General features: G+C 72.7%; 15 protein-coding genes. 7 read left to right on the top strand and 8 right to left on the bottom strand.

Annotated elements, in window-relative coordinates:
* Positions 1-2 precede the first annotated feature (2 nt).
* Together OHT76_RS38990 and OHT76_RS38985 are read right to left on the bottom strand one after the other, a co-directional pair.
* Positions 3-1049, bottom strand: coding sequence for a LacI family DNA-binding transcriptional regulator (locus OHT76_RS38990; protein ID WP_328875590.1), 1047 nt, complete (start codon positions 1047-1049; stop codon positions 3-5).
* Between the two features lie 46 nt (positions 1050-1095).
* Positions 1096-1758, bottom strand: coding sequence for a TetR/AcrR family transcriptional regulator (locus tag OHT76_RS38985; RefSeq protein WP_328875589.1), 663 nt, complete (start codon positions 1756-1758; stop codon positions 1096-1098).
* A gap of 117 nt (positions 1759-1875) precedes the next feature.
* Here OHT76_RS38985 and OHT76_RS38980 point away from each other — a divergent pair, with 117 nt between their 5' ends.
* A complete protein-coding gene (locus OHT76_RS38980) occupies positions 1876-2439 on the top strand; it encodes an NAD(P)H-dependent oxidoreductase (protein WP_328875588.1) in 564 nt (187 codons plus the stop codon).
* A gap of 56 nt (positions 2440-2495) precedes the next feature.
* Here the strand turns inward: OHT76_RS38980 and OHT76_RS38975 are convergent, their stop codons facing one another.
* A complete protein-coding gene (locus tag OHT76_RS38975) occupies positions 2496-3401 on the bottom strand; it encodes a LysR family transcriptional regulator (RefSeq protein WP_328876733.1) in 906 nt (301 codons plus the stop codon).
* Between the two features lie 103 nt (positions 3402-3504).
* Here OHT76_RS38975 and OHT76_RS38970 point away from each other — a divergent pair, with 103 nt between their 5' ends.
* Complete coding sequence (locus tag OHT76_RS38970) at positions 3505-3726, top strand: hypothetical protein (RefSeq protein ID WP_328875587.1); 222 nt, start codon at positions 3505-3507, stop codon at positions 3724-3726.
* On the opposite strand, the gene OHT76_RS38965 is transcribed toward OHT76_RS38970, so the two are convergent.
* Positions 3702-4571, bottom strand: a complete 870-nt coding sequence (locus OHT76_RS38965) for an LLM class F420-dependent oxidoreductase (RefSeq protein ID WP_328875586.1) — start codon at positions 4569-4571, stop codon at positions 3702-3704. The two genes, OHT76_RS38970 and OHT76_RS38965, sit on opposite strands and share 25 nt — an antisense overlap.
* A gap of 153 nt (positions 4572-4724) precedes the next feature.
* On the opposite strand from OHT76_RS38965, the gene OHT76_RS38960 reads away from it, so the two are divergent.
* A complete protein-coding gene (locus OHT76_RS38960) occupies positions 4725-5654 on the top strand; it encodes an FkbM family methyltransferase (protein ID WP_328875585.1) in 930 nt (309 codons plus the stop codon).
* Here the strand turns inward: OHT76_RS38960 and OHT76_RS38955 are convergent.
* Positions 5651-6013: a hypothetical protein gene (locus OHT76_RS38955; RefSeq protein WP_328875584.1), complete on the bottom strand. Its 363-nt coding sequence runs from the start codon at positions 6011-6013 to the stop codon at positions 5651-5653. The two genes, OHT76_RS38960 and OHT76_RS38955, sit on opposite strands and share 4 nt — an antisense overlap.
* A 148-nt stretch (positions 6014-6161) precedes the next feature.
* On the opposite strand from OHT76_RS38955, the gene OHT76_RS38950 reads away from it, so the two are divergent.
* A complete protein-coding gene (locus OHT76_RS38950) occupies positions 6162-7133 on the top strand; it encodes an alpha/beta hydrolase (RefSeq protein ID WP_328875583.1) in 972 nt (323 codons plus the stop codon).
* 3 nt (positions 7134-7136) lie between these two features.
* Here the strand turns inward: OHT76_RS38950 and OHT76_RS38945 are convergent, their stop codons facing one another.
* Positions 7137-8084 carry a helix-turn-helix domain-containing protein gene (locus OHT76_RS38945; RefSeq protein ID WP_328875582.1) on the bottom strand — a complete coding sequence of 316 codons (948 nt, stop codon included), beginning with the start codon at positions 8082-8084 and terminating at the stop codon, positions 7137-7139.
* 100 nt (positions 8085-8184) lie between these two features.
* On the opposite strand from OHT76_RS38945, the gene OHT76_RS38940 reads away from it, so the two are divergent.
* A complete protein-coding gene (locus OHT76_RS38940; protein ID WP_328875581.1) occupies positions 8185-9204 on the top strand; it encodes a saccharopine dehydrogenase family protein in 1020 nt (339 codons plus the stop codon).
* 44 nt (positions 9205-9248) lie between these two features.
* Positions 9249-10238 carry a helix-turn-helix domain-containing protein gene (locus OHT76_RS38935; RefSeq protein WP_328875580.1) on the top strand — a complete coding sequence of 330 codons (990 nt, stop codon included), beginning with the start codon at positions 9249-9251 and terminating at the stop codon, positions 10236-10238.
* On the opposite strand, the gene OHT76_RS38930 is transcribed toward OHT76_RS38935, so the two are convergent.
* Positions 10235-10594, bottom strand: coding sequence for a hypothetical protein (locus OHT76_RS38930; protein WP_328875579.1), 360 nt, complete (start codon positions 10592-10594; stop codon positions 10235-10237). The genes OHT76_RS38935 and OHT76_RS38930 overlap by 4 nt on opposite strands.
* Positions 10595-10788: 194 nt before the next feature.
* Between OHT76_RS38930 and OHT76_RS38925 the strand changes: the two genes are divergently transcribed.
* Positions 10789-11247 (top strand): MarR family winged helix-turn-helix transcriptional regulator, encoded by a 459-nt coding sequence (locus tag OHT76_RS38925; RefSeq protein WP_328875578.1) that lies wholly within the window; start codon positions 10789-10791, stop codon positions 11245-11247.
* 28 nt (positions 11248-11275) lie between these two features.
* Here the strand turns inward: OHT76_RS38925 and OHT76_RS38920 are convergent, their stop codons facing one another.
* Positions 11276-12145 (bottom strand): fructosamine kinase family protein, encoded by an 870-nt coding sequence (locus OHT76_RS38920; RefSeq protein ID WP_328875577.1) that lies wholly within the window; start codon positions 12143-12145, stop codon positions 11276-11278.
* Between the last annotated feature and the right edge of the window lie 14 nt (positions 12146-12159).

The raw sequence follows: 12159 nt of genomic DNA, 5'->3' as shown, positions 1-12159 counted from the left end.
CGTCAGCTGGAGTCGCGGTGCACCACCGATGCTCCCAGTACCTTGTGCGTCTCGGGCGCGGCGGCGGGGTCGCGCACCGCTCGGTCGACCAGTTCGGCGAGGTCACGGCCGGACGGCAGCTCGATATGGACGGTACTCAGTCTCGGCCGCAGCAGCCTGCCGAGCATCAGGTCGTCGGCGCCGATGACGGCCGTGTCCTCGGGTACGGCGACGCCCTCGTCCTGCAGGGCCCTCATCAGCAGCATCGCGTACTCGTCGTTGTAGGCGAACACGGCGTCCAGATCCAGCTCGCGCCAGCGCGCGGCGAGCCGGGCGGCGGCCTCCTCGTCGTAGCCGAGGGGCAGCTCCGTCACCGTGGCGTCGGTGCCGGTCAGGGCCCGGCGCACGCCGTCGAGGCGGGGCCCGGAGAAGGCCTCGAGGCCGGGCTCCGCGGGGACCACGACGCCGATACGGCGCCTGCCGCGCTCGTAGAGGTGGCGCCCCGCGCTGTGGCCGACCGCCGAGTGGTCCATCTGGAGGGCATGGGCGCCCTCGACGCACTCGGGGCCGACGGTGACCACGGCCCGGGCGCCGGAGCGCTTGAGGACCGTCACGCCCTGCGGGCCGAGTCCGGAGCCCGGCACCAGGACGGCGACCGGCCGCAGCTCCGCCCAGGCGCGGGCGGCCTCGTCGCCGTGCAGGCCGACGCTGCCGTACTGCACGACCGTGTAGTCGAGGCGGCCGAGGGCGGACTGGAGGTCGCTGATGAACTGGCTGTAGAGGGGACCGACCGGGAAGGCCGGGGCGGGCATCAGGACCATCCGGCTGTGCCCGGCGCGCAGGCTGCGGGCGGCCGCGTGCGGGACGTACCCCAGCTCCTTCGCGGCCTCGTGCACCCGGCGGCGGGTGGGCTCGCTGATCCGTACGGCGCTGGTGTTGTTGAGGACGTAGGAGACGGTCGCGCGCGAGACGCCGGCCAGGCGGGCCACATCGGCGCTCGTCGGCACGGAGCGCGGTGCGGGAGACGCGGACGCGGGCGTTTTCGGTATCTGCACCATGACGTACGGCATCTTTGCAGAGCCTGTGAACGGCCGTCCGGGCGGGGCTGTTACGCCGCTAACAGGGCGGTGCGGTCCTGGTGATGCGGTCGACGAGATCCAGCCAGCCCGCCTCCACCCGCTGCTGCGACATCCCGCAGACCTTGCTGCGGTAGTGGATCATCGGCGGGTCGAGGTACGCCATCAGCGTCAGGGAGAGCAGTTCACAGTCCGCGTCCGGGACGATCTCACGCAGCAGGATCAGCACGTGGCCGCGCAGGAAGCGGCGGGGCGCGTTGGAGTGGCGGCGCTCGGCGACGGGCTCGGCGGCGAGTTGGAGCTCCAGTTCGTCGGCCGAGCGGCGCAGCAGGGCGCAGCCGAACGCTTTCAGCCGTTCCAGTGGCGGCGCCCCGGGGCCCAGCGGCGGGGGCCCGGTGATGATCGCGGACTGGAAGTTCTTCTCAGCATGGTCGAGCAGGGCCGTGAGCAGCCCTGTGCGATCGCCGAAGCGGCGGAAGACCGTGCCCTTGCCGACCTGGGCCGCCACGGCCACCGCCTCCATCGTGACCCCGGCCGCGCCGCGCTCCGCCACCAGTTGCCCGGCGGCCTCCAGCAGCCGGGCCCGGTTGCGGGCGGCGTCGGCACGCAGGCAGGGATCGTCCTCCGGGGAACCCAGCTGGAGCAGTTCGGGCTCGTCGACGGGCTCCTGGGGCAGCGGAAAGGGCGGCAGGGACGCGGACATGAAGCCAGCGTAAAGCATCGGGAATGAAACTGGACCGCGGTCCGCTTAGAGTGCTAGAAACTAAACGGACCTCGGTCCGGTTGCTCCCCGCCCGCTTGTTTCACATCTGGAGTCCGTATGTCTGTTCGCATCCTCGCGCTCGTCGGCAGCCTTCGCACCGGTTCGCACAACCGCCAGCTCGCCGAGACGGCCGTGAAGCTCGCACCCGAGGGCGCCGAGGTCGAGCTCTTCGAGGGCCTCGCGGAGATCCCCTTCTACAACGAGGACATCGACGTCGAGGGCAGCGTCCCCGCCCCGGCCGCCAAGCTCCGCGAGGCCGCCCAGTCCGCCGACGCGTTCCTGCTGTTCTCGCCCGAGTACAACGGCACCATCCCGGCCGTGCTGAAGAACGCCATCGACTGGCTGTCCCGCCCGTACGGCGCCGGCGCCTTCGGCGGCAAGCCGGTCGCCGTGGTCGGCACCGCCTTCGGCCAGTACGGCGGCGTGTGGGCGCAGGACGAGGCCCGCAAGGCCGTAGGCATCGCCGGCGGCAAGGTGCTGGAGGACGTCAAGCTCTCCATCCCCGGCTCGGTGACCCGCTTCGCCGAGACCCACCCGGCCGACGACGCCGAGGTCGCCGCCCAGCTGACCGAGGTCATCGCCCGGGTGCACGGCTACGCCGGCGAGACGGCCGCCGCCTGAGGCAGCTGTTCGTGAACGGGGCGGGGACCATACGGTTCCCGCCCCGTTTCGTCGTGTCAGGCCACCGCCGTCGGCGCCAGCTCCCGTAGCTCCGTCAGCGCCGCGGCCACCGCCGGGCGGGTTCGGCAACCCCGGCGGGTACAGCTCAGCAGCTTGCGGTGCGGGTTCCCGGCGCAGGGCACCCGCGTGATCGGCAGGTGCGGAGTCAGCTGGGCCAGGCGTGGGATCAGCGCCACGCCGAGCCGGTGGGCGACCAGATGCGCGGTGACGTTCCAGTCCAGCGCGTGATGGACCACTCCGGGCGTGAACCCCGCCGCCCCGCACGCCGACATCACATGCGGGCGGCAGGGACTCTCCGGCACCGGAGCGATCCAGTCCTCGTGGGCCGCCTCCGCGAGATCAACGTACCCGCGTCCGGCCAGCGGATGGTCCTCGGGGACCACGAGGTCGTACGGATCGTCCAGCAGCGGCTGCTGATCGAAGCGCGCGTCGCTCAGCGGCGGGTTGCGCGGGGTCACATCCACCACGGCCAGATCCGTCTCACCCTCGAAGAGCAGGTCGAAGCTCTCCGGCACCGCCGTCTCCTGGATCCGTACGGTCATCCGCGGATACCGCTCCCGCAGCCGTACCGCCATCGGCGCCAGCAGCACGGACACGGCCGTGGTGAAGCCGCAGACACGCAGCTGTCCGGCGGGAGCCCCGTGCTCGGCGCGCAGATCGAGCTCGGCCTCCTCCCAGCGGGCCTGGATGGCGTCGGCGTGGGCGAGCAGGCTCTGTGCGGCGGGGGTGAGCCGTACCCCGCGCCCCTGCGGTTCCAGCAGGTCGACGCCCAGATCGCGGGCGAGCTGGCGGATCTGCTGGGAGGCCGCGGACGGAGTGAAGTGCAGGGCGTGGGCGGCCGCGGTGACCGTGCCGTAGTGGGCGACGGCCCTCAGGACGTGCAGTCGGCGCAGGTCAATCATGAAGTCCACGCTTCAAGGTGGGATGCAGAAAGTCAACCTGGACGTACATGAACACCGGCCGCACCCTGGACAGTGAACCGATCACCGCACAGGAGGAGTTGCCATGACCAGCACCACCGGTACCGTCTGCCCGCACTGCGGCTGGCCCGACGGCACCGAGCCCTTCCAGGTGGTGTCCCGGCACGAAACCGCCGCGGGCCGCACGGTGTGGACCCGGTGCGGCTGCGGTTCGCTCCAGGTCCGGGTCGTGGACGCGAACGGCGTGCGCGTCGTCTCCCGCAGCAGGCCGCCGGTGACCGCTCAGTCCAGCCCGGCCAGCCGCTGAACGGCCGGGGCCGCGAAGTCCTCGATGAACGCGGCCGCCTCGCCGGTGCGCGGGGCGAGGATCACCGTGTCGATGCCGAGCTTGGCGTAGCCGGTGATGTCGCGGGTGAAGGCGTCGAGGTCGCCCTCGCCCGCGTAGAGGACGGTCCGGCGGATCTCGTCGTAGTCCCGGCCCTCGGTGTCGCAGTGACCGCGCAGCACGTCCAGCTTGTGCGCGACCTCCTCCGGGCTGCTCGCGAACAGATTGCACGCATCGGCGTGGCGGGCGACCAGACGGAGGGTCTTCTTCTCTCCCCCGCCGCCGATCATGATCTCCGGGTGCGGGCTGCTGACCGGGGCCGGGACGCACAGGGTCTCGGCGAGCCGGTAGTGGCGGCCCTCGAAGGGGCCGTTGTTCGCCGGGTCCCACATCTGGCGGCAGATCCGCAGGGTCTCGTCGAGCCGCTCGAAGCGCTCGGCGACGGGCGGGAACTCGACGCCCAGGCCCCGGTGTTCACGGTCGTACCAGGCCGCCCCGATCCCGAGGGTGGCCCGGCCGCCGGAGAGCACGTCGAGCGAGGTCGCGATCTTGGCGAGCAGTCCGGGATGGCGGTACGTCACGCCGGTGACCAGCGCGCCGAGCCGGACCGTGGAGGTGTGGCCCGCGAGAAAACCGAGGGTCGTGTACGCCTCCAGCATGGGAGCCTCGGCGCCGCCGTTGAACTCCATCTGGAAATAGTGGTCCATCACCGACAGCCAGCTCACCCCGGCCGCCTCGGCGGCCCGGCCCGCCGCCGCGAGCTCGGCGCCCAGCGCGGGGCCGCCCCCGGAGTGCTCGAACCGGTTGATGTGCACGCCCACCTGCATGTCCGTCTCCGTCCACCCCACCTGCCACCGTCGCCGGTGACGCTAGTTCTTCGAGCGCTCTCGAAGTCAAGCGGTAACTCCGGTACGTCATCCGCTCGTTGAAATGCATTCAAACAGGGGACCGATTCCGGTCAACTCTGCCAGGGTGGGCGGATGCAGACCCTTTACCGCAGACTGCTCCAGCTGATGCCCCGTTTCGGCGTGCGGGTGACGGACCTGGCCCCGGGAACCTCGCTGGTCTCCCGTCGTGGCCGGTACACGGTGAAAGCCGCAGGCAAGGACGCCTGGATGGTCCTCCGCGGCGCCCCGAGCGCCTGGACGACCGTCCCGCTGGGCGAGAGCGGGGCCCGGCTGGTCCTCGGTGAGACGTCGGCGGCGGACGAGCGCAAGCTGCAGATGGCGGCGGCCGAGTACCTGTGCATGCAGCACGTCACCGCGATGCTCGAGCTGTACGGCGTGAACTGCGTGCTGGACGTGGGCGCGAACAACGGCCAGTACGCCAAGAGGCTGCGCAAGCACGGCTACCGGGGCCGGATCGTCTCCTTCGAACCGACCGAGGAGGCCTTCGCCCGCCTCAGCAAGGCCGCCGAAGGCGATCCGAACTGGCAGGTGCACCACTGCGGCCTGGGCCGCGAGAACACCACGGCCGAGATCCACGTCGGCTGGAACACCATGAACTCCCTGCTCCCGGCCAGCGACTACGGCCGCGACCGCTACAAACGCTTCCACACCACCCGCACCGAGCAGATCCGCATCCGCCGCCTGGACGCCGTACTGGACGAAGCCCTCGACGGCATCGACGACCCGCGCCCCTTCCTGAAGATGGACACCCAGGGCTACGACCTGGAGGTGTACGCCGGCGCCGGGGAACGCATCGCCGACTTCGTGGGCCTGCAGTCGGAGGTCGCCGTGCTGCGCCTGTACGAGGGCAGCCCACCGATGAACGAGGCCGTCGCCGCGTACGAGGACGGCGGCTTCGAGATCACCGGCATGTACCCGGTGACACGGGAACGGGCCACCGGTCGGGTGGTGGAGTTCGACTGCGTAATGATGCGCGCGAAGGCGGCACCGGACGCGGCTTAGCTTCCCTGGCCCACCGCGCCTGCTTCGAGGACGTCGGCTCGCCGCACCAGGTCAGCCGCGATGCCGTCCCAGTCGGGCCCGTGCAGCCAGAGGTTCTCGGCCGCCTCTCGCATCAGTGCCGGCTCGTCCGGCCGCTGCAGGAGCACCAGTCGATAGGCCAGGTTCCGGATCCAGACCGGAAGGTGGCCGTCGACCACGTGCGGGCACAGTTCACGCAGCATGGCGAGGATGGCGTCCGCGTCGGCGAAGGTCAGCTCCTCGACGAAGTGGTGCTCCCGGTGTTCGAGCCCGCACTCCGGCGTGGGTCGGTACTCGTCTCCGTAGAGGCACCGGGCGTGCTCCGTCAGGGTGCTGTGCATGGCCCGGAGACCAGTCGGCGTCCTGCCCGGGCGACGTCACCTGGGTGCCACCCGCCGTCCGGCGGGCAGGTTCCGCCGTACGGCGGCCCCCGGGCGGGGTCCGGTGCGCGGAACATGGCCGCATCAGACGCCGTCGTGAGGAGCCGCCATGTCCCAGGTCCCGCCCCCGTTCGACCCCGAGCTCGCCGCCGCGCTGGAGCTCATCAAAGACGTGCTGTCGCCGAGCCTGACGCTGGACCAGCTCGACGAGGTGCGCCAGGGCCCGGCGATCCAGCTGCTGTCCGAGCTGGATGTCACCATGGACGGCTTCTTCGAGGCCGAGGAACGGACGGTGCCGGGTCCCGAGGGCGCGCCGGAGGTGTCGTTGCTGATCTGCCGGCCCCGCGCGGCGGCGGCCGGTCCGCGGCCCGTCGTCTACCACGTCCACGGCGGCGGCCTGGTCCTCGGGAACAACCGGGCCGGGGTGGACGCGCCGCTCGCCTGGGCGCGGGAGCTGGACGCGGTGGTGGTGTCGGTGGAGTACCGGCTGGCGCCGGAGGACCCCTACCCGGCGCAGATCGAGGACGTGTACGCCGGTCTGGTGTGGACGGCTGAGCATGCGCGGGAGCTGGGTGCCGACCCGGAGCGGATCGTCCTCGCCGGGGCCAGCGCGGGCGGCGGCCTGTGCGCGGCGCTGACCTTGCTGACCCGGGACCGCAAGGGCCCCCGACCGCTGGGCCAGCTGCTGATGTGCCCGATGCTGGACGACCGTAACGACACCCCGTCCGCGCACCAGATGGCCGGGGTCGGTGTTTGGGACCGTACGGCCAACGAGACCGGCTGGACCGCGCTGCTCGGCGCCCGGCGCGGCGGCCCGGACGTCCCCGAGTACGCGGCCCCGGCCCGCGCCACGGACCTGACCGGACTGCCCCCGGCCTTCCTGGACGTGGGTTCCGCGGAGACCTTCCGGGACGAGGTCGTCACGTACGCGTCCCGGATCTGGCAGGCGGGCGGAATCGCCGAACTCCACGTCTGGCCGGGCGGCTTCCACGGCTTCGACGGCTTCGCCCCGCAGGCGGCGCTGTCACAGACGGCGCGGGCGGCACAACTGGAGTGGCTGCGGCGGCTGTTGGCGGGCTGAGGCTCAGCTGTCCCGGGACGCGCGGAAGGTCCGCCGGTAGGTGTCCGGCGGCACCCCCAGCGTGCGGTTGAAGTGGCGGCGCAGCGTCGTGGCGGTGCCCATGCCGGTGGTGGTCGCGATGGTGTCCACGCTGTCGTCGGTGGTCTCCAGCAGCTCCTGGGCGCGGCGGATGCGCTGGGTGAGCAGCCACTGCAGCGGGGTGGTGCCGGTCGCCGCGCGGAAGTGGCGGCCGAGGGTGCGCGAGCTGGTCCGGGTGCGGCGTGCCAGGTCCTCCACGGTCAGCGGCTGGTCGAGGCGTTCCATCACCCAGGGCAGCAGCGCGGCGAGCGGGTGGTCGTCCCGGGCGGGCACCGGCGTGGTGACGAACTGGGCCTGGCCGCCGGGCCGGTGCGGGGGTACGACCAGTCGCCGGGCGACGGCGTTGGCGACGGACGAGCCGCGGTCCAGGCGGACCAGGTGCAGGCACAGGTCCATGGCGGCGGCCTTGCCCGCCGAGGTGAGCACGGTGCCGTTGTCGACGTAGAGCACGTCCGGGTCGACCTCGACCCGGGGATGGCGGGCGGCCAGCGTCTCGGTGTGCGCCCAGTGCGTGGTCGCGCGTCTGCTGTCCAGCAGGCCCGCGGCGGCCAGCACGAACGCGCCCGTGCACAGCGAGGCCACCCGGCTGCCCGCCTCGTGCGCCGCCCGCACCGCGTCGACCAGCTCGGCGGGCGGGTCGACGTCGATGTCCGCCCAGCCGGGGACGATCACGGTGTCGGCGCGCGGCAGATGGTCGAGCCCGTGGTCGGGCTCCACCCGGAACCCGCCGACCCGCACCGCGCCCGTTCCGCACAGGGCCATGTCGTACCAGGGCCCGGGCACCCCGTCCGGGGCGGCGCCGAACACCTCCTGGGCGATGGACAGTTCGAAGTGCAGCATCCCGTTGGTGACGGCGAACGCGACTGAGGCCATGTCCGGAATTGTATGGGCAGTGTCGTTCCAGACACTCACGGTGGGGTGCCCGTCCTTGCCAGGATGATCACAACGGAACGCACGAGAACGGGGAGAAGTCATGGGGCAGCAGGTGGCGGTGTTCGGCGCGTACGGGCACACCGGGCGGTTCGTGGTGGCGGAACTGCTGGCGCGGGGGTTCGTCCCGGTGCTGTCCGGCCGTGACGCCGAGAAGCTGCGGGCGGCGGCCGCACCGGGCCTCGACGTCCGTCCGGCGTCCGTCGATGACCCGGCCTCGCTGGACCGCGCGCTGGCGGGTACGGCGGCCGTGATCAACACTGCCGGGCCGTTCGCGACGACCGCCGCGCCGGTGATCGAGGCGGCGCTGCGCGCCGGGATCCCGTACGTGGACGTGGCGGCCGAGATCGAGGCGAACGACGACACGTTCACGCAGTTCACCGACCGCGCCCGGGCGGCGGGCACGCTGATCGTGCCCGCGATGGCCTTCTACGGCGGACTCGGCGATCTGCTCGTCACGTCCGCGATGGGCGACTGGACGAGCGCGGACGAGGTGCACATCGCCTACGGCCTGAACGGCTGGCACCCCACCGCCGGGACGCGGATCGCGGGCGACGTCTCCCGGGAGCGGCGCGGGGGCCGACGGGTCCGCTATGCCAAGGGCCGCCTGGAGTACCACGACGACGCGCCGGCCGTCGTGGACTGGCCGTTCCCCGAGCCGCTGGGCACCCGGCCGGTCGTCGCCGAGTTCACGATGGCCGACGTCGTCACCGTACCCAGCCATCTGACCGTGCCCGACGTGCGTACGTACATGACGACCGAGGCGGCCAGGGACATCGCGACCCCGGACACACCGGAGCCGACGGCGGCCGACGAGCGCGGACGCTCCGATCAGACCTTCCTCGTCGACGTCGTCGTACGCTCGGCCGGCCGGGAACGCCGTGCGGTGGCGCGGGGCCGGGACATCTACGCGGTCAGCGCGCCCCTCGCGGTGGAGGCGGTGGCCCGTGTCCTCACCGGGCGAACCAGGACGGTGGGTGTCGCGTCCGCAGGGGCGGCCTTCGACGCGGCCGACTTCCTCGGCGCGCTGTCGGCGCATGTAACGGTCGACATCCGCCGCTAGCCAGGGGCTCCTCGAAAGGTGCCCGGCCGACGCACTATGAACGTATGAAAGAGCTGGCCGGGCGCCTCACCGCGCTGGACCCGGACGCCGGCGCCGCCGTGCGGGTCATCGCCTACTTCGATCGACTGGCCGAGTCACGGGCCGGTGTGGAGGCGCTGGTAAGGGGAGCCGCCGTGCTGGCCGGGGTGCCGGCGCGGCTGGTCGACGCGGAGCGGCGGGTGCGGGTACGGGTCGAGGCCGACGGCACCCGCAGCGACACCGAGCTGCCGCCGGACCCGGCCTGGCCGTCCGCCGCTCTGACGCCGGGCGGCTCGGCGGCGCTGTGGCTGGAGCGGTCCGGGGCGGCGCCCAGCGTGGTCGACGCGGTGATCCTGGAGCGGGCCGCCGGTGCCGTACGGCTGGTGCTGGACCGCACCCGCGGCAGGGCCCCGGCCGACGATCCGGCCCTGATGGAGACGCTCCTCGACGCCACGGCACCGCAGCCGACCCGACTGCACGCGGCCCGCCGCCTCGGCCTGGATCCCGCGGGCCGGGCGCGTGCGCTGGCCGTGTCCGGGGGGCCGCCCCTGATCGTCGCGGCGGAGACGGAGGGCGATCTGCCCGTCGGCCGGGTCGGGGTCGGCCCCGCCGTACCCGTGCTCGACCTGCCACGGTCGTGGGCCGACGCCCGTACCGCGCTGCGCTTCACCGCGGAGGGCACGGCCCGGGACCCCGGATCACGGGTGGTGTACGCCGACGATCTCGGGGACGTCGCCCGGATCGCCGAGCTGGTGGTGCTGGGCGCCGAGCCGCCGGCGGATGTCCAGGCCCTGGAGCGCGCGGCATCGACCACCCCCTGGCTGCTCACCACACTGCACGCGGTCGCCTCCACGACGAGCCTGCGGGCGGCGGCCGTAGACATCAGCGTCCACCACTCCACGCTCCAGGACCGCCTGACCCACGCCGAGCACCTGCTGGGCTGGCCGGTACGCACACCACAGGGCCGCTTCCGGCTCCAACTGGCGCTGGCGATGCGCCACTTGGCCCGGAGTTAAGCCCGGAACTCGTGCACGACCTCGATCGTTCCGACGATGTGCGCGTTGAACTCGTCGAGCTCCTCGGCCGGCACCCACAGCTCCAGGATCGTCTCGCCGCCCGCCTGCTGGACCGGGTAGCGGCGCAGGAAGTCGGACTCGACCTCGAAGCGGGTCACGAAGCCGGCGCCGCTGTGCTTGACGTTCCAGTCCCGGGCGATCCGCACCGCGTAGTCCTCGTTGAGGACCGGGTAGAAAATCGGCTGCTCCGACAGACGCGGCGGCCAGGCCCGCCACTCCAGCTCACGGACCAGGGCCAGCTCCTCGGGGCCGGTGGGGCGCCAGAGGGTTGTCGTGGCGGGCGGGCGGCTGGTCATCGCGGGTCGCACTCCGTACGGGTCGCCGGTCGTCGGTGTCGGCCGGGCAGGGATCTTGACGCTAGCGGGGGAACAAGGGGCGGCGCCAGCGAGTTGCACCAAACACTTGCAAGCGATCAATAATTGCGTACGACGACAATTTCGCGGATGGCATATCCTGGTGGGAGTCACACCGGGACGGAGGAGACAGGCCCATGACCGCCACAGATCCCGCACTCACCGCCCTCGCCCAGGGCTGGTGCGCGCTCTCCCTGCTGCACGGGCGGATCGAGGCCCATATCGAGCGCGCGCTGCAGTCCGGACACGACCTCAGCGTGCGGGAGTACTCGCTGCTCGACGTGTTGAGCCGACAGCACAGCGGCGAGGGCGGCCACCTCCAGATGAAGCAGGTCGCCGACGCCGTGGTCCTGAGCCAGAGCGCCACCACCCGCCTGGTGACCCGCCTGGAGGACCGAGGCCTGCTCTCCCGCTACCTCTGCCCCACCGACCGCCGCGGCATCTACACGGACGTGACGGAAGCCGGCCTGAAGCTCCTCGAAGAGGCCCGCCCCACCAACGAGTCCGCCCTGCGCGAGGCCCTCGACGAGGCGGCCCTGAACCCCGAACTCGCCCCGCTGGTACGGGCCGTGGAGACGCTCCGGGTTCCCGTCTGACCGCGTGCAGAGGCCGCCTTTGGCCGCGTCAGCGCGCCAAGGCCGACCTCGCCGCCGCCAGTGCCTGTTCCGCGTACCCCCGGCCGAAGAGGACCGCGTGGACGAGGAGCGGGAAGAGCTGGTGGAGGGCGATGCGAGCGGGCCAGCCGTCGGCCAGCGGGGCCGTGTGCTGGTAGCCGTCCAGCAGGCGGTCCAGGTGAGGGCAGCCGAAGAGGTGGAGCATCGCCAGGTCCGTCTCGCGGTGGCCGCCGTGCGCGGCCGGGTCGATCAGCCAGGCGTGCCCGTCCGCGGCCCACAGGACGTTCCCGTTCCACAGGTCGCCGTGCAGTCGGGCCGGAGGCTCGGCGGGGCCCGCCAGTTCGGGCAGCCGGTCGCAGACGCGCTCGAAGTCCGCGGCCTCGGCGGCGCCGAGCGTGCCGCCGTCGACCGCCCGGCGCACGTACGGCAGCACCCGGTGCTCGGCGTACCAGCGCGGCCAGTCGTGGCCGTCGACGTTCCGCATGGGTGCCAGTCCGATGTACGCCTCCCGCGGGCCGTCGGGCGGTGGCGCGCCGAACGCCGGGGCGCCCGCCGCGTGCAGCGCTGCCAGCTCCCGGCCGAGTCGCTCCGCCGCCTCGGGGCTCGGGCGGCCGGCCGGGACGCGGTCGGTGACCAGCCACTCCTCGTCGTGCCCGTGCACGGCGGGCACGCGGACCGTCCCGGCGGCCCCCAGCCACCGCAGTCCGGCCGCCTCGGCCCAGGTCGCCCCGGGCCCGCCGTCCCCTCGCTTGACCATCACCACCCTCCCCCCGTCGAGGGTGACTTCGGTCAGTGTGCCGGACAGGCGCCGCGCGTCGAGCACGGCGCTGCCCGTGAAGCGGGCCGCCGCTGCCGCCGGCCCCTCCTCTGTTTCCGTCATGACGGCAGCGTAGA

Source organism: Streptomyces sp. NBC_00287, from assembly GCF_036173105.1.
Lineage (GTDB): Bacteria > Actinomycetota > Actinomycetes > Streptomycetales > Streptomycetaceae > Streptomyces.
The sequence above is the reverse complement of the archived record's forward strand: the minus strand, read 5'-3'. Positions and strand labels throughout refer to the sequence as shown.

Bases quoted from the DNA above. Each gene is read 5' to 3' on its own strand.
- OHT76_RS38930 (WP_328875579.1), bottom strand. From the start codon at position 10,594: ATGACCAGCCGCCCGCCCGCCACGACAACCCTCTGGCGCCCCACCGGC.
- OHT76_RS38950 (WP_328875583.1), top strand. From the start codon at position 6,162: ATGTCCCAGGTCCCGCCCCCGTTCGACCCCGAGCTCGCCGCCGCGCTG.
- OHT76_RS38960 (WP_328875585.1), top strand. From the start codon at position 4,725: ATGCAGACCCTTTACCGCAGACTGCTCCAGCTGATGCCCCGTTTCGGC.
- OHT76_RS38980 (WP_328875588.1), top strand. From the start codon at position 1,876: ATGTCTGTTCGCATCCTCGCGCTCGTCGGCAGCCTTCGCACCGGTTCG.
- OHT76_RS38985 (WP_328875589.1), bottom strand. From the start codon at position 1,758: ATGTCCGCGTCCCTGCCGCCCTTTCCGCTGCCCCAGGAGCCCGTCGAC.
- OHT76_RS38975 (WP_328876733.1), bottom strand. From the start codon at position 3,401: ATGATTGACCTGCGCCGACTGCACGTCCTGAGGGCCGTCGCCCACTAC.
- OHT76_RS38990 (WP_328875590.1), bottom strand. From the start codon at position 1,049: ATGCCGTACGTCATGGTGCAGATACCGAAAACGCCCGCGTCCGCGTCT.
- OHT76_RS38965 (WP_328875586.1), bottom strand. From the start codon at position 4,571: ATGCAGGTGGGCGTGCACATCAACCGGTTCGAGCACTCCGGGGGCGGC.
- OHT76_RS38920 (WP_328875577.1), bottom strand. From the start codon at position 12,145: ATGACGGAAACAGAGGAGGGGCCGGCGGCAGCGGCGGCCCGCTTCACG.
- OHT76_RS38940 (WP_328875581.1), top strand. From the start codon at position 8,185: ATGGGGCAGCAGGTGGCGGTGTTCGGCGCGTACGGGCACACCGGGCGG.
- OHT76_RS38925 (WP_328875578.1), top strand. From the start codon at position 10,789: ATGACCGCCACAGATCCCGCACTCACCGCCCTCGCCCAGGGCTGGTGC.
- OHT76_RS38945 (WP_328875582.1), bottom strand. From the start codon at position 8,084: ATGGCCTCAGTCGCGTTCGCCGTCACCAACGGGATGCTGCACTTCGAA.
- OHT76_RS38970 (WP_328875587.1), top strand. From the start codon at position 3,505: ATGACCAGCACCACCGGTACCGTCTGCCCGCACTGCGGCTGGCCCGAC.
- OHT76_RS38935 (WP_328875580.1), top strand. From the start codon at position 9,249: ATGAAAGAGCTGGCCGGGCGCCTCACCGCGCTGGACCCGGACGCCGGC.
- OHT76_RS38955 (WP_328875584.1), bottom strand. From the start codon at position 6,013: ATGCACAGCACCCTGACGGAGCACGCCCGGTGCCTCTACGGAGACGAG.